16 protein-coding genes and 1 other annotated feature are annotated in these 16,405 nt (G+C 45.3%); of the genes, 4 read left to right on the top strand and 12 right to left on the bottom strand.

The features are described 5' to 3' along the window. Positions 1–120 precede the first annotated feature (120 nt). The 10 genes from guaA to ACKTR2_RS00465 form a co-directional block, all read right to left on the bottom strand. On the bottom strand, positions 121–1,680 hold the full coding sequence (guaA, locus tag ACKTR2_RS00510) for a glutamine-hydrolyzing GMP synthase (protein ID WP_407882018.1): 1,560 nt from the start codon (positions 1,678–1,680) through the stop codon (positions 121–123). A gap of 30 nt (positions 1,681–1,710) precedes the next feature. Next, complete coding sequence (gene guaB, locus ACKTR2_RS00505) at positions 1,711–2,859, bottom strand: IMP dehydrogenase (protein ID WP_407882016.1); 1,149 nt, start codon at positions 2,857–2,859, stop codon at positions 1,711–1,713. A 243-nt stretch (positions 2,860–3,102) separates the two neighbouring features. Next, on the bottom strand, positions 3,103–3,459 hold the full coding sequence (rplT, locus tag ACKTR2_RS00500) for a 50S ribosomal protein L20 (RefSeq protein WP_407882566.1): 357 nt from the start codon (positions 3,457–3,459) through the stop codon (positions 3,103–3,105). A gap of 49 nt (positions 3,460–3,508) precedes the next feature. Continuing rightward, a complete protein-coding gene (gene rpmI / locus ACKTR2_RS00495; RefSeq protein WP_407882015.1) occupies positions 3,509–3,706 on the bottom strand; it encodes a 50S ribosomal protein L35 in 198 nt (65 codons plus the stop codon). Between the two features lie 75 nt (positions 3,707–3,781). Then, on the bottom strand, positions 3,782–4,312 hold the full coding sequence (gene infC, locus ACKTR2_RS00490) for a translation initiation factor IF-3 (protein WP_407882013.1): 531 nt from the start codon (positions 4,310–4,312) through the stop codon (positions 3,782–3,784). 30 nt (positions 4,313–4,342) lie between these two features. Beyond that, positions 4,343–4,471, bottom strand: a sequence feature (ribosomal protein L20 leader region). 66 nt (positions 4,472–4,537) lie between these two features. Further along, a complete protein-coding gene (locus ACKTR2_RS00485) occupies positions 4,538–5,851 on the bottom strand; it encodes a uracil-xanthine permease family protein (RefSeq protein ID WP_407882012.1) in 1,314 nt (437 codons plus the stop codon). 294 nt (positions 5,852–6,145) lie between these two features. After that, positions 6,146–8,092, bottom strand: coding sequence for a threonine--tRNA ligase (thrS, locus tag ACKTR2_RS00480; protein ID WP_407882011.1), 1,947 nt, complete (start codon positions 8,090–8,092; stop codon positions 6,146–6,148). Between the two features lie 695 nt (positions 8,093–8,787). Further along, positions 8,788–8,988 (bottom strand): cold-shock protein, encoded by a 201-nt coding sequence (locus tag ACKTR2_RS00475; RefSeq protein ID WP_407882010.1) that lies wholly within the window; start codon positions 8,986–8,988, stop codon positions 8,788–8,790. A 181-nt stretch (positions 8,989–9,169) separates the two neighbouring features. Further along, a complete protein-coding gene (locus tag ACKTR2_RS00470) occupies positions 9,170–9,766 on the bottom strand; it encodes a hypothetical protein (protein ID WP_407882009.1) in 597 nt (198 codons plus the stop codon). Further along, positions 9,759–10,604, bottom strand: coding sequence for a Cof-type HAD-IIB family hydrolase (locus ACKTR2_RS00465; protein WP_407882008.1), 846 nt, complete (start codon positions 10,602–10,604; stop codon positions 9,759–9,761). The genes ACKTR2_RS00470 and ACKTR2_RS00465 overlap by 8 nt, the downstream gene beginning before the upstream one ends. Positions 10,605–10,758: 154 nt before the next feature. On the opposite strand from ACKTR2_RS00465, the gene ACKTR2_RS00460 reads away from it, so the two are divergent. The 3 genes from ACKTR2_RS00460 to ACKTR2_RS00450 all read left to right on the top strand — a co-directional run bounded on the left by ACKTR2_RS00460 (position 10,759) and on the right by ACKTR2_RS00450 (position 12,976). Next, positions 10,759–11,721: a 2-hydroxyacid dehydrogenase family protein gene (locus ACKTR2_RS00460; RefSeq protein WP_407882006.1), complete on the top strand. Its 963-nt coding sequence runs from the start codon at positions 10,759–10,761 to the stop codon at positions 11,719–11,721. Positions 11,722–11,823: 102 nt separating this feature from the next. After that, positions 11,824–12,210 carry a large-conductance mechanosensitive channel protein MscL gene (gene mscL, locus ACKTR2_RS00455; RefSeq protein WP_407882004.1) on the top strand — a complete coding sequence of 129 codons (387 nt, stop codon included), beginning with the start codon at positions 11,824–11,826 and terminating at the stop codon, positions 12,208–12,210. 130 nt (positions 12,211–12,340) lie between these two features. Further along, a complete protein-coding gene (locus ACKTR2_RS00450) occupies positions 12,341–12,976 on the top strand; it encodes a deoxynucleoside kinase (RefSeq protein WP_407882002.1) in 636 nt (211 codons plus the stop codon). Positions 12,977–13,074: 98 nt separating this feature from the next. Here the strand turns inward: ACKTR2_RS00450 and pepV are convergent, their stop codons facing one another. After that, the gene (pepV, locus tag ACKTR2_RS00445; RefSeq protein WP_407882000.1) at positions 13,075–14,493 is read right to left on the bottom strand and encodes a dipeptidase PepV; all 1,419 of its coding nucleotides are present in this window, start codon (positions 14,491–14,493) and stop codon (positions 13,075–13,077) included. A gap of 130 nt (positions 14,494–14,623) precedes the next feature. On the opposite strand from pepV, the gene ACKTR2_RS00440 reads away from it, so the two are divergent. Beyond that, positions 14,624–15,457, top strand: a complete 834-nt coding sequence (locus tag ACKTR2_RS00440; protein ID WP_407882565.1) for an NAD(P)H-hydrate dehydratase — start codon at positions 14,624–14,626, stop codon at positions 15,455–15,457. Between the two features lie 185 nt (positions 15,458–15,642). On the opposite strand, the gene ACKTR2_RS00435 is transcribed toward ACKTR2_RS00440, so the two are convergent. Then, positions 15,643–16,389, bottom strand: coding sequence for a pseudouridine synthase (locus ACKTR2_RS00435; protein WP_407881998.1), 747 nt, complete (start codon positions 16,387–16,389; stop codon positions 15,643–15,645). Positions 16,390–16,405 lie beyond the last annotated feature (16 nt).

Here is a 16,405-nt window from a genome sequence, read left to right as displayed (position 1 = left end):
TCTCCCAAAAATCGGTACTAAAATATACGAAACTATCAAATTTGAGAATAGCTAGACAATCGAAAAACAGCCATTATCTAAGGATAGTTACCCACAGATAATGGCTGTTTATTTTACATTCTATTCGTACTCAATCGTTGCCGGTGGCTTGCCTGTAATATCATACAGGACGCGGTTCACCCCTGGTACTTCATTGACAATGCGAGCTGATACCTTACCAAGCACCGTCCAAGGAACTTCAGCAAATTCGGCGGTCATGCCGTCGACACTGGTGACGGCTCGAATCACGATGGCTTCGTCGTACGTCCGTCCATCGCCCATCACGCCGACACTTTGAATGCCAGGTAAAGCGGTGAAATATTGCCAAACAGTCTCATCCAAGCCAGCAGCGGCAAATTCAGCACGCAAAATCGCATCTGATTCGCGTACCAGTGTCAACTTGGCTGGGGTGACTGCGCCGAGCACCCGAATTGCTAATCCTGGACCTGGGAACGGTTGCCGCCACACGAGTTCATGAGGCATACCGAGCTCTTCGCCAAGCTTACGCACTTCATCTTTAAACAGCTTATTTAACGGTTCAATCAGTTTAAAGTGCAGGTCTTCTGGAAGACCACCGACATTATGATGGGATTTAATCGTCTGCGCGGTATCCGTACCGGATTCAATCACATCCGTGTACAACGTGCCTTGGGCAAGGAAGTCGACCCCATCTAACTTGCGGGCTTCGTCACTGAAGACCTCAATAAATTCCTTACCGATAATCTTTCGTTTGGTTTCAGGATCCGTTACCCCGGCTAGTTTTCCTAAGAAACGATCACTGGCATCAACTGCGACGATATTCACACCAAACTTGCCTTGTAGACTATCGAGCACTTGCTGGGCTTCATCTTTACGTAACAAACCATGATCAACAAACACGGCGGTTAATTGGTCGCCGATTGCTTGGTGCAACAATACAGCGACCACACTGGAATCTACCCCACCAGATAAGCCTAATAAGACCTTCTTATCCCCGACCGTTTGCTTAATCTCGGCCAATTGCATATCGATGAAATCACTCATCGTCCAGTTAGCGGTGGCGCCAGCAATGTCAAAGACAAAGTGGCGTAAAATGTCGTTGCCGTGTTCAGTCAGACGTACCTCCGGATGAAATTGAAGTCCGTAAAAACCCCGCGCGACATTTTGCATCGCTGCCACTGGTGAATTAGCGCTACTGCCAATTTTTTCAAAACCATCGGGCAGTTGTTTAACGTAATCACCATGGCTCATCAACACCTGCTGATCAGCAGCCATCCCCTTGAAAAGTGGCGACTGTTGATCATCGATATGCATGGTGGATTGACCATAGTCCCCGTTATCCTCAGCTGGCACCACTTGGCCACCAGGCAGGTCTTTAGCCATTAACTGCATGCCGTAACAGATCCCTAGAATCGGTAGGCCTAATTCATAGATGGCTGGGTCAACCGTCAACGCGTCTTTTGCATAAACACTGTTGGGACCACCGGAAAAAATAATCGCTTTAACGCCCATCTGTTTAATTTGAGTTGGCGTCATCGTGTGCGGTTTCAATTCAGAATAAACACCAAATTCGCGAATTCGTCGAGTAATCAACTGATTGTACTGACTGCCAAAGTCTAATACAACTACCCGATCAAATTTTGTTTGATCCATTGTTTGCATGGGTTCTCCTCATTAATCGTCAGTTAGTTATTAAGCCCGCTTGTAATTTGGTGCAACTTTCGTGATCTGTACATCGTGAGGATGAGACTCGATCAACCCAGCATTCGTGATTTGTACAAACTGCGCATGATCAATTAAATCATCCACAGTATGCGCACCGGTATAACCCATTCCTGAGCGCAGGCCACCAATCATTTGGAACAAAACATCGGCAACTGGGCCTTTGTAACTCGTCCGGCCTTCAATACCTTCTGGAACCAACTTCTTTTCTTCTTTAACGCCACTTTGGAAGTACCGGTCAGAAGAACCATGTTCCATCGCGGCCAAGGAACCCATACCACGATACGTTTTATACTTTTTGCCGTCATCACCAGTGAAAATTTCACCAGGTGCTTCATCAGTTCCCGCTAGCATACTGCCCAGCATCACAGCGTTTCCTCCAGCCGCTAAAGCTTTAACAATATCACCAGAATACTTAATACCACCATCGGCAATGATTTGTTTGCCATATTCAGCGGCAACTTGCGCGGCATCAAAAATCGCCGTGATTTGCGGTACCCCAACGCCAGCAACCACTCGCGTTGTACAGATTGAACCGGGGCCGATTCCGACTTTGACTACATCCACGCCAGCTTCAAACAATGCCCGGGTCCCATCGGCCGTTGCCACATTCCCCGCAATTAACGTCCGGTCCGGATATTGTTCACGGATCTCAGCAATCTTATCGAGCACGCCTTTAGAATGACCATGCGCGGTATCGATAATAATCGCGTCGGCACCAGCTTGAAACAAACTTTCAGCTCGTTCAAACGTGTCAGCGGTAACTCCGACCGCCGCCGCAACTAATAATTGGCCTTTTTCATCAACGGCCGCATCAGGCGTCGCCGTCAGATCAACCATTGCTGCTTTAACTTGACCAACTTCTTTAGCTTGATCCTCAATACTCATATTTTTATGGATGACCCCCAGGCCACCTTGTTGGGCCATAACTGTTGCCAATCGTGCTTCAGTCACCGTGTCCATACTGGCACTTAAGATGGGAATGTTCAGCTTTAAATTACGTCCCAATTGCGTTTGCAGCTTAACTTGATTAGGTAGCACGTCACTAGCTGCAGGGATCAGCAGCACATCATCAAAAGTTAAACCTTGTTTAGCGAACTTGTTATTCCAGTTGGTCATGGTGATCAGTTCCTCCTATATATAACGTCATGCCAGTCACGTTACAATTGTGGTTACTTAGCAATCAACAACTCAAAATAAATTGTTACTAATTTAGCAGGTTTGCCTAACTGACGTCAATAGCCAGACCCGAACGATAAATTATATTTCACTGTGAATCATTTGCCGGTCAATAAACGCTCGCAAAACAAAAAAAGATCACCACCAAATTCGGTAGTGATCTCTAAATTCATTTAGATGAGGTTACTTCAAAGCCTTGGCAGCTTCTTTAACCAATGAATTGAACGCACGAGTGTCGTTGACTGCCAAGTCAGCTAACATCTTACGGTTCATTTCAATGTTGGCAACTTTCAAACCGTGCATGAACGTGCTGTAGCTCATGTCGTTTTGACGAGCTGCTGCGTTAATCCGAGCAATCCATAACTTACGGAAGTTACGCTTAGTCGCTTTCCGGTCGCGGTAAGCATACTGCCATGACTTCCAAACCTGTTGTTTGGCAACCTTAAATTGAATATGCTTAGGACCACGATAGCCCTTAGCTAATTTGATCATCTTACGGCGACGTTGCCGAGTAACAGTTCCACCTTTAACACGCATAATTGTTTCCTCCAATAATTGACCAAGCCTGGTCAGATTCTAGTGTTGATAATTACTTGGTCAATAACAACTTCTTGTAAGTCTTAACCGTTGTTGCATCCATCATCTTGGTACCACGTAATTGACGACGTTGTTTTTTGGTCTTACCGTGGAAACGGTGACTCGTGTAAGCGTTGCCGCTAATGAAACCGCCCTTTGCGGATTGTTTGAACCGCTTGGCAACGGCACGGTTAGTCTTTTGCTTTGGCATAAGAATGTCCTCCTCTAAACAGGAGTGTTAAGTTCATGAGCAGCTCAACACTCACTTTCCTAAATATAAATTAACTTACTTTTCTGGTTTTGGTGACAGAACCAAGAACATGCTCCGACCATCCATTTTGGCGTGTTGTTGAACATCAGCGATTTCCTTAGTGGCAGCCGCCATTTTATTCAAAACATCACGTCCAATTTCCTTATGCGTAATTGCCCGACCTCGGAACCGAATCGAAACACGAACTTTGTTACCCTTTTGTAGGAACTTTTCCGCATTTTTCAGTTTCGTATTGAAGTCGTTTTCGTCAATCGTTGGACTGAGCCGAATTTCTTTCATTTCGACCGTCTTCTGATTCTTACGAGCTTCACGCTGCTTCTTTTGTTGCTCGAAGCGGTACTTCCCATAATCCATGATTCTGGCAACTGGTGGCTTCGCTTTTGCGGCTACCAGCACCAAATCCAAGTTTGCATCATCGGCAAGCTGTTGGGCCTCGCTGGTTGGCTTAACACCAAGCTGGTCACCGTTAGCGGCAATCAACCGAACCTCGCGGGCACGGATTGCGTTATTTACCAAAGTATCTTGAGCTATGGTATTCACCTCCATAAATTCTTAGCGAATCAACAATGAAGAGATTTAACAGAAAAATGGCGGGTGATTAAAATCACCCGCCGTCCGCACTAGGTCGCCCTAATCCGGTTCAACTCATCTTTAGCCTGGCAACCATGTCACCGAGGCGAGAAGCGGGTGCTTCTGCTTTTCTCAACAGTTAAATATAATACAGGACCATCTATCGGATGTCAAGCACCCCGGTTAAGTGATTGACTTGGGTCACTCCGCTTCCTCATTCGGTTTCAATTCGCCACTCACTTTTTCACTGGCCGCGTCTTGAGGTAACACTAGATTAAGCACAATTCCTAAAATAGTCGCAAAGGCCAAGCCGGTAAATTGAAAATTACCAAGTTGTAGATAGGCATTACCAATACCGATGACCATCACCGATGACGCAATCATTAAATTACGTTTCTTACCCAAATCAATGTGGTTGTTGATCAGCACAGAAATTCCGCTGGTGGCGATTGTCCCAAACAATAAGAAGCTGATTCCACCAATAACTGGTAGTGGCATTGCCATAATAAGAACATTCAGTTTGTTCACAAAGGCAAAGATAATTGCGAAGACAGCTGCGCCCATCAGGACATACACACTGTGCACTTTAGTGATGGCCATAACACCAATATTTTCCCCATAACTGGTAACAGCTGGGCCGCCGACTAACCCGGCGACTACTGATGCTGCACCGTCTCCCGCTAATGTGCGATTTAAACCAGGGTCCTTAAAGAAATTGCGGTGTGTCAAATTGTCTAACACCATAATGTGCCCCATGTGTTCCGTCATCGTCACAAAGGCAATTGGCGCAATTGTCACAATCGCCCCCCATTCTAGATGAAAGTGATAGGTCAACCCCGGCACTTGAAAATCTGGTAATTTAAACCATGGCGCCACGGCAATCGCATGCAAATCAACAATCCCCGCAAAAATACTGATAATGTAACCCGAGACAATCGCTAACAATACGGGGATCAAGCCCCAAAATCCTTTGAATAACATGTTGAAGAAAATGGCCAATAACAGCGTCGCCATAGCAATGCCAAAATACATCAGATTGTAATGTCCATTTTTCATCATCGCATCGGTCGCCGCGCTGCCAGCTAGCGATAAACCGATGACCATCACAATCGGTCCCACCACGATCGGTGGTAACACCCGATCAACCCAGCCAGATCCGATCATGCCAATTAAACCAGCAACAATTAAATACACTAACCCGACTGCAACTACGCCTTGACCAATGCCAGGATAGCCAGTCGTTTTCATCAAAGCTAACATTGGTGTGATAAAAGCGAAGCTAGAACCCATATAGGCTGGAATCTTACGTTGGGTGATCATGATGTGTAAAAGCGTCCCAACCCCTGAGGAAAAGAGCGCAATGCTGGGGCTCAATCCAACCAATAAGGGCACAATTACTGTCGAACCAAACATGGAGAACATGTGCTGAAGTGACAATCCGATCCAGGGCCAAAATTTGGGCCGATCGTGGATATCAAGGACTGCCTCATCATCATGGTACATCTGCTGTTGCATAGGAAACCCCTTTCTAAAAACACAAGGATTGAACCCGCCGTCTGAAAGGTTGCCGGCCAAAAAGAAAACCACTTACCGAGTAGGCAAGTGGTTTCGAGACGTTTACCTATTTATAATAGTTAAACGTTAGCCGATCCCTTACTAGCCTCACAGGACTACGTTAAAGGTTCATATTTGATTGTTAATAGCATAATGAATTGATTAGCTAGCGTCAAGTGTTTTTTCAGAACGTGAGCCGTCGGTGTAGCCCGCCGCCGCGTTTGTTAAAAATTTGATCGCTGGAAAATCAATACGCTACTCGCGAGAGTAACTGGCTAAATCGTCCAAAATCGTGGACAGGAAGTCCTGCCGACTTTGACTAACCGAGTTATCTTGACCATAGCGACGAACAGAGACTGATTCATCAGCTTTTTCCTTCTCGCCTACCACCAACGTGTAAGGAATCTTGTGCGTTTGCGCATCACGAATCTTAAAGTTCATCTTTTCGTTGCGATCGTCGACCGTTGCTCGAATACCTGCTGCTGCAAATTGTTTCCGCAAACTCTGCGCATAATCACCTTGGTGATCATCACTGACAGGAATAATGGAAACTTGGTGCGGTGCTAACCAGGTTGGGAAGGCCCCTTTATAAATTTCCGTCAAGTATGCCGTGAAGCGTTCCATGGTAGAAACTAATCCACGATGGATCATCACTGGGCGATGTTCTTCACCATCGGCGCCAACGTAGTGCAAGTCGAATCGTTCAGGCAACATGAAGTCTAGTTGAATCGTTGATAACGTTTCTTCATTACCGAGGGCGGTCTTCGTTTGTACATCTAATTTTGGCCCATAGAAAGCTGCTTCCCCTTCAGCCTCAACATAGTCTAGTCCGAGGTCATCCATGGCCCCCTTCAACATTGTCTGGGCTTTTTCCCACATTTGATCATCAGCATAGTACTTTTCCGTGTTTTCTGGGTCACGATAGCTTAAACGGAATGAGTAATCCTTAATATCAAAGTCTGCGTAAACTTCAACCATCAAGTTCAGAATTTTCTTAAATTCATCTTGAATTTGATCTGGCGCCACAAACGTGTGTCCATCATTTAACGTCATTTCACGAACCCGTTGTAAACCAGACAAGGCCCCAGATTTTTCGTAACGATGCATCATACCCAATTCTGCAATCCGTAGTGGTAACTCACGGTAAGAACGAATGTGGTGTTTGTACACTTGAATATGACTCGGACAATTCATTGGTCGCAATTCTAACAGTTCACCGTCACCCATATCCATTGGTGGGAACATGTCCTCGCGGTAGTGGTCCCAGTGACCAGATGTCTTATAAGCATCTAAGTTCATCAGAACTGGCGTATAAACGTGCTCGTAGCCGTGTTCCAATTCTTTATCGATGATGTAGCGTTCAATTGTCCGTCGAATCGTGGCACCATTTGGCATCCAGTAAGGTAAACCGGCACCCACCTTAGGATCAACGAAAAACAAGTCCAAATCATTGCCGATAACCCGATGATCACGGTCATGCGCTTCTTGACGACGAACGTCATCAGCGTCTAGTGAAGCTTGGTCAAAGAATGCCGTTCCATAAACTCGTTGTAGCATTGGGTTAGATGATTTGCCCTCCCAATAAGCGCCGGCAACTGATAACAGCTTAAAGATTTTAACGGCACCAGTGGCTGACATCTGGACCCCGTCACTCAAATCAACAAAATCACCTTGGTGGTAAACCACGACTTGGTTCTCATTTTTAGCAGCTGCCGCTTCAACCAGTTGCGTTTGATAAGGATCACCCTCAACCAACGCTAAGGCGTCAGCTTTGCTCAAGACTTCCCGTTTAATGGGTAAGTTGGCCTTCACCAACTCACGCATCTTCGCTTCCACCGTAGCCAAATCATCGGAGCTAACTTGTTGTGCTGGATTATCCGTATCAAAGAAGAAACCATCTTCATTGGCTTCACCGACCCCAAAGTGCATGTCAGGATACAATTGATGCAGCGCGTTAGCTAAAATTTGGGAGGCTGTGTGCCGTAAAACAACCAGCGCCTCAGGTGCATCTTTGGTGACAATTTCTAACTTGCCATCCGTCATCAATGGCGCTTTATAGTCGACCAGTTCACCATTCAGTTTGCCGGCAACAGCTTTTTTCGCCAAACTTACACTGATCGATTTGGCAATCTCTTCGGTCGTAATTCCCGCCTCAAAAGATTTTATTGCGCCATCTGGAAACGTAATCTTAATTTCTGCCATTTCGTGCACTCCCCTTTAGTCGTAAAAATCCAAAAAAAAATCCCTAACCGCAATTGCAGTTAGGGACGTCATTAACGTTGTGCCACCCAAAATTCACAACCCCGATTGTATCAAACAATCACAAAGGCTGCCTCTCATGACCAATAACGCGGTCAATCGGTCCGGCTTTGGGTCACCGGTCGCTTGAGTCAGGAGTAACGAACGAGCCCGATTAGAACTGTTGCAGCAATCAGTTCCTCTCTGCGAATCGGCAACCCATTAATCATATCTGACTGGAATGACATTATGGTAAACCACCGTTGCCAACTCTGTCAATGGCAATTTCAGACTTGGTGATTAGGCTAATGTTACACTACCACGATTGCATCGAAACATTGCTTAAGCACAATCGTTGATAGACTGGGAACGTTTAAAAAAACTGACTGGTGACTCATGCCTTGGCAAATTAGATTTTAAAAGTAAACCTTGGCTTTGCCTTTTGTCTCAATCGCTTGATAACGGATCGACGTAAATTAAAATCAAAAAAACACCCACCAATACAAGAAGTATCAGTAGGTGTACCTATTTGTCTTATCTCGTAAAACGTTAAATAGTGACTCAATGCTGTTCCAAGTCACTGAGAGTGCGATGCTTTATTTCACATCGCTTGACTAAGCATAACACACAAACGTGTTAAAACCTAATCGATTTAAAAATTACGCTTTAACAACGTTAGTAGCTTGTGGGCCACGGTCGCTGTCTTCAACATCAAAGGTAACGTGTTGGCCTTCATCCAACGTCTTGAAGCCGTCGCCTTGGATTGCTGAGAAGTGAACGAACACATCATCGCCACTTTCACGAGTGATGAAGCCAAAACCCTTGTCGCCGTTAAACCATTTAACTGTACCTTGTTCCATAAGAATGAAACCTCCTGCGCATTGCGCATCATTAATTTTGCATTTACAAGTGAGCTAGAAAGTCATCATTCATTCATTTGAAGAACAAGTAATTTATAACCGTACTATCAACACAATAATGTCACTATACAGGACTTCTTGAAGATAAGCAAACATTATCGCTTAAAATCCGTAATCATTGTCATAAATATTGAGCTCGCAAGGCGGCCATGCGCACACAAACCGCTGCCCCAAGACGCAATGAATTAATTTCACTCAGCTGAATCTGTAATTGCCATTTGTCGCTTAAATCCCACGGATCTAAATAATCCAACACGACTGTATCCCCCACAAAGTCACTGATGACCCCAGTAAAATCAGTATCAACTAACTGTTCGTCATCCAATTGCTGAATGGTCCCGATATTAATCACCTGTTGGGTTTGAAGTGCTTGTCGCAAAATTAAGCACAATAGATCTTCAGTCGGCAAAGACAACCCAGATAGCTGATCACCTAAATGCCAGGGATCACCATAGCCACCTGTTTGAGCGGCTTGCTGCCACACCGCCGTGCTCCGTAGATAATCGGAAGTCAATTTGACTTCGCCGATAAAATCCCGATTAATCAACTGAATCCCGTTGATAGAACCATTTGGGTCAATAACCTTTAACAACACATGTGTTGCATCTGTTTCTAGAATAGTTCCAACACTAAAAGCTTCTGGATCGACAAAATTATAAATAGCGACTAGCGACTGCCGTTTTTTGGCAGTGACCAACTGTTCAGCTAAATCAGCCATGGCGATAACCTGGCAAAACATGTTCTTGAATAATTTCGGCCATCGCTGCTTGATCATTGGTCGCCCTGGTTACAAGGTTCGCGGCGGCAGCAACTGCAGGTACGGCATTAGCCACCGCTACACCGACACCAGCCGCTTGAATCATTGATAAATCATTAAAGTTATCCCCTACCGCCATTGTTTCACTTTGGTCAAGTTGCAATAACTCAGCCAATTGCAGTAAAGCACGTCCTTTATTGATCCCCTTACGATTAAATTCGATGTAACGTCCAGAAGAAAAGGTTACATCCACGTCATCCCCATACCGAGCCATCACAAAATCAGCTAATTCGTGCTGGCGAGCCACATCCGGTGTTTCAAAAATCACTTTCATGATTGGCTCACTTGCCAAAAAGTTTAAGTCTGGTTCATTCAATCGCGTAAATGGTACAGACCGTGAAGCCATGTACGCGGCATCGGTGGGCGTTTGATGATAAATGTACAATTGATTCAAAGTGTATGCATGGCAACTCACCTGATCAAATGTTCGCCCCGCGTCAAAAACCCCCTTGGCGATCGCAAAGGGAATGGCGTTTGTCGCCAGCACACGGTCACCTGCATTTTCCAAAATAGCGGCGCCGTTAAACGAAATTTTATACTGACCAGGCTGCTGTGCCAATCCTAGTGCCTGCAAATTATCTTCAAAAGATTCATATCCGCGTCCTGAATTAGGCACGAAGTACACGCCAGCTGCAGTTGCTTCTTTAATTGCTTGAATATTTTTAGCACTCAAAGTGCCATCTGTATCAAGCAACGTCTCATCCAAATCACTTGCAATTAGTTTAATCAAAATTGTCACTCCTATTTAGATCATTGTCGTTATGACATCTTCTCTACTTCCTATCTAGGATACCGAAAAAGCAACAGTGTGACAATGATGGAAACGATTTCGTGGTGTATAGTGGAAGTGAATCAATGTATCACGTTAAAACCAATGAAAGAAGTGAATCCTTATGAGTAAAGTTTTCGTATCTGCACCACTTCCCGACAAGGCAACAGCATTGTTGCATGACGCTGGTTTGACCGTCAAGGCATACGCTGGTGATGGTTTAATTGACCATGATCAGTTAAAAGCAAGCGTTACTGACGCAGATTTTCTCATTACCGCTTTATCAACCCAAGTTGACAACGACATCATTGGGTCCGCACCACATTTGAAATTGATCTCTAATTATGGCGCTGGATTTAACAACATCGATGTTGCTAGTGCTAAGGCACATCACATTCCGGTCACCAACACCCCGGCAGTCTCAACAACTTCAACGGCTGAAGTGACAGTCGGCTTGATTTTGGCACTACTACATCGAATTGCAGAAGGTGACCGACTCATGCGTAACACTGGTTTTGCCGGTTGGGCTCCCTTATTTTTCTTGGGGCACGAGCTTGCTGGTAAGACAGTCGGCATCATTGGCATGGGCAGCATTGGCCAAGCAGTGGCTAAACGTTTACACGCTTTTGATATGCATATTTTGTACAGCCAACGTAAGCCATTACCGAGTGAAACCGAACTTGCTCTGGATGCGACCTATGCAACGGTGCCAGAAATTCTCAGTGCCGCCGACATCGTCACCGTCCATGTACCGTTAACTGATGGGACGCGCCACCTCATTGACACGGATGCCATGGCCCAAATGAAATCTAGTGCCGTGTTAATTAATGCAGCCCGAGGCCCAATTATTGATGAAGCAGCTTTATTAACGGCCCTTCAAAATCATCAACTTGCTGGTGCAGCGCTTGATGTTTATACCGACGAACCTCATGTCGCTGATGGTTTTAAAGCGTTAGATAATGTCGTATTAACTCCCCATATTGGTAATGCAACAGTCGAGGCACGTGATGCAATGGCCGAAATTGTAGCCAATAACGTCATTGCCATTAACGCTGGGCACGATGCCAAATTTATCGTTAACCTGTAAGCAAGCTAGCCCACACTATTTTAATCAGCAGACTGGTCACAACTGCTCGCATTCGCTACAATAAATCTAAACCAAATTGACAAATGGGAGGGTTTATTAAGTATGTGGTCAGAGTTTAAAACATTTATTGCGCGGGGCAACGTGATCGATCTAGCCGTTGGGGTGATCATTGGATCTGCGTTCACCGCGATCGTTAAGTCATTGGTAAGCACCTTAATCAATCCACTCCTCGGTTTATTTACAGGTGGCATTGACTTCTCAAGTTGGGTCGTCAAACTAGGCGGGGCTAGCTTTCGGTTTGGCAGCTTCATCAACGCGGTCATTAATTTTCTGATCATCGCGTTTGTTGTCTTCCTAATGGTGAAGGCGATCAATCGTTTTATGCCAAAAAAAGAAGCAGATCAGGCTGAAGACACAAAAACGGATCAACTATTGATGGAAATTCGTGATGAATTAAAAACGGCTAACGACCACACGCCAAAGGAATAATTTTTTTGAACGTCAGACGCCTTGTCTGGCGCTCTTTTATTCGATGAATTGTCAGCAACACATCCGGTAGTCAATCCCAAAATGTTGTACTATATGTGGTAGTGTTAAAAAACTTGAATGAGGAGATATCATGGTGATAATTACCGCAGGCATGATCGGGGTTGGTAAAACCACTCTGACTGGATTAATCGCAGATCACTTACACACAAAAGCTTTTTTTGAACCGGTTGGTGATAATCCGGTCCTTCCCCTATACTACAAGGATCCAAAGCAATACGGTTTTCTGCTCCAGATTTTCTTTTTAAACAAACGTTTTTCAATGATCAAACAAGCCCTAGCTGACGACAACAACGTCCTCGACCGGTCGATCTATGAAGATGCTTTATTTACAAAAGAAAACAATAAGGAAGGCAACATTTCGGATACTGAACTTGATGTCTATCTGAAATTGCTGGACAATATGATGAATGAACTGCAAGAGTTGCCTAAGAAGGCACCCGACTTAATGGTTTATTCAGAAACTGACTTTGAAACGATCCTCTATCGGATTAAAAAGCGCGGTCGCGATTATGAACAGTTTGATGATGACCCTGGTCTACGCGACTATTATTACAAAATGTGGTCAGCGTACAAGGATTGGTATAGCGAATATGATGCATCGCCAAAAATGAAGGTTGATCTACAAAAATACGATTTAGAGGATCCTAAAAATATCCAAGAAGTCTTAGCTGAAATTGATGACCACCTGGCAGCAATTCGTAAATAAGCTTTTCATTAGTGACACAAATAAATCCCCCGCAACAGCTCGAAAACTGAGTCTGTTGCGGGGGATTTATTTAGGTAACTGGGCACTAAAAGTTCAAACTAATCGGCATCCGTTTGATTACCTAATTCGGCAATGGCCTGCGCGTAAATGGCTGCGGCCCGATATAAATCATCCACCGGAATAAATTCATTGGGTTGATGCATCGTGTCTGGCGTATCTGGGAACATGGCGCCAAATGCGACCCCCCGTTTCATCAACCGACCATATGTGCCACCACCAACAACTTCTTCTTTGGCTGGTAATCCCGTTTGCTCGTGGTAAATGTCTAACAGGGTCTTAACGATCGGATCCTCGGCATCCACATAATGCGGCACCATGGCCCGACCAGCTTTAGCCGTACCATTGTGAGCTTGAGCAGCTTTTATAACAGCATCAGTGAGGGCTTCAGCAGTCGTATTCTTTGGATAGCGGAAGTTCAAGGTCACCTGACCTGCTTGTTCAGCAAAACGTAAGATGCCGATGTTCAATGACAATGCCCCCATGACCTCATCGGTAATAGCAACACCTAGATGTGCACCAACTGTATCATCATGAACATCATCGCGTACAAATGTTAAAAAGTCGATTGCTGCGCCACTAAAGGATTGATCAGCCAGAAAGGCGGCTAAGTAAGTACCAGCATTGATCCCATTTTCCGGCATTGCCCCGTGAGAAGCTTTCCCATCGACATGCAGGTGAATCCCGTCTTCCTCGATGGTCACTTCACCGGTCACGGGCGCCTGATCTAAGAAGGCAGTAAAATCACTGACCAAAGCCTCATTATCGCCACTAGTAATCACCGCATCCGCCTGGGCAGGCACCATATTATCTCGTTCACCAGACACAAATGAAATTAACGTGTTATCAGCCTCAGCATCTTGACCACCTTCAAACGTCGCTTTCACCGTGATGTTTCCCTTTTCACCATTGATAATTGGGAATTCTGCGTCCGGTGAAAAGCCTAAGGTCGGCGCTGGTTCGACTTCAAAATAACGATTCATCCCTGTCCAATCGGATTCTTCATCTGTCCCAACAATAAAACGAATCTTACGCTTAAGGGGCAACCCGAGTTCAGACACGATCTTTAACCCATAATAAGCGGCCATTCCTGGTCCCTTATCGTCAGAAGCACCCCGGGCGTATAAACGCCCATCTTTTAAGGTTGGTGTAAATGGATCTGTATCCCACCCAGTATCAGCTGGCATTTCATCCACATGTGCCAAAACAGCCAATGTTTCTTCGGCATCTGGGTCACCAAGTTCTACATATCCAACCACGTTATCAATGTTTTTGGTCCGAAAGCCATCACGTTTAGCTAAACTTAAAAACGTTTCTAAAGCAGCTTTTGGTCCGGGGCCAAGCGGTGCGTCATCGGTGGCCTTACTGTCATCACGCACACTAGGAATCTCGAGCATTGTTTGTAAGTCGGTCATCAAATCTGTTTTACGTTGTGCTACTTCTGCTTGCCAATCTGTCATTTGCCATACTCCTTTTCTTTTCATCATTATGCCATAGTTTAGCATAAATTAAGTGCCAAACACGGACCTGATGACTGAGAATGCTATACTCAACATAAAGTAGTAATGAAAGAGGTGCTTGATGATGGCAATTCAACCGATTACCGAAGCAATTCTACGCCAAACGATCCGGAAACGACCGGCTGACAGTCACAAGGGAACTTATGGACGTGTCGTGTTAATTGGTGGCAATGCGCGTTATGGTGGCGCAATCATTATGGCCACGACTGCCGCGATTTATGCAGGTGCCGGTTTAACCACCACCCTCACCGATCCGCTGAATATTACTGCGCTACATGCTCGCATGCCAGAGGCAATGGTCGTTGATTTTCACGACCTAAAGTTGCTGCGTGAACTAACCGAGGCTGCTAACAGTATCGTCATTGGCCCGGGATTAGGCACAGATGACGATAGTTTGAGTGTTTTACAAACCGTACTTGCAGGCGTCAGCGTTGACCAATCAGTAACCATTGATGGATCTGCGATTGACCTGATCGCGAGCCACGATCTGTCATTGCCACAAGCAAAATTGATTTTTACCCCTCACGAAATGGAATGGCAGCGCTTATCAGGTCTGTCTATTTCACAACAAACACCAGCCAACAACACTCGCTTAGCTCAACAACTTGGTGGCATAATCGTCTTAAAAAAGCATCACACCCAAGTTTTATTTGAGGAGCAAACGTTTGAAAACCCAGGAGGTACACCGGCGATGGCAACAGGCGGTATGGGGGATACCTTAGCTGGTATGGTGGGTGGCTTCACCGCCCAATTTGCTAATCAATTAAATGCTGTCTTGTCGGCTGTTTTCATCCACAGCCAAATCGCTGACGATTTGGCTCACAATGCCTATGTGGTCTTACCTACACAGATCAGTGAAGAAATTCCTTGGTATATGAAACAATATTCTCTACCACAATCTTAAACCCGGCTAATCTAATTAGTGTACTCCTCAACCTCACTCACAATGTTTTTATAAACCGCGGAACATAAGCCAAATAATCCCACGTAAAAAACGAACTTCAAATGATGATGATCATCATTTGAAGTTCGTTTTTTTAAGGCTCGTCGTCGAGCGACTGATGGGCCCCCTTTTTAAATGAATTTATTTTATCCCAAGCCCGCGGCGCGTTGGGTCGCAGCTAGTTCTATTTCTGTCAACGTCCGATAGTGACCTGGCAATAGACCACCACTCCCAATCGTTAAGGGTCCAAATGCTTCTCGATCTAAGGCAATCACTCGTTGTCCCAAAGACCCCACCATCCGTTTAACTTGGTGATACTTTCCCTCTGCTAAGGTGAGCCGAATAGTAGTCTGATTTAGTACCAAGTCCTGCTCACCAACTGTTAATGTAGCAGGCTTCAACCGCGTCCCATCTTTTAGGGTGATTCCCTCAGCAACCTTTGCGACATCATCGGTCGACAGCGTGCCCGTAATCGTTGCTCGATACTGTTTTAAAACATGGTGCTTAGGGCTAGTCAAACGATGTCCTAACTCTCCATCATTCGTAATTAAGAGCGCCCCCGTCGTATCCTTGTCTAAGCGCCCCACTGGAAATAAATCATCGCGAAAATCAGCCGCATTGATCAAATTCATGACCGTCGTTGTATTAACGTCGGTGGTCGCTGTGACAACCCCAACTGGTTTATTCATCAAGTAATACACGAACGGTTGATAAATGACCCGCTCGCCGCCCACAGTTACGATGTCAACATTTGGATCAACACTTTGACGCGCCTGGGTGACTAATTGCTGGTTAAGCCGTACATGTCCGGCTTTAATCAGCTGGCGCGTTTGCCGACGGGTAGCAACGCGCATTTCGGTTAAATATCGATCAATTCGCATTGATGTGCCCATGAAACCTCCTTCTGAT

Origin of the sequence: Furfurilactobacillus curtus (assembly GCF_045862785.1) — a bacterium.
GTDB classification, from domain to species: domain Bacteria; phylum Bacillota; class Bacilli; order Lactobacillales; family Lactobacillaceae; genus Furfurilactobacillus; species Furfurilactobacillus curtus.
This window is presented reverse-complemented; position numbering and strand designations above follow the sequence as displayed.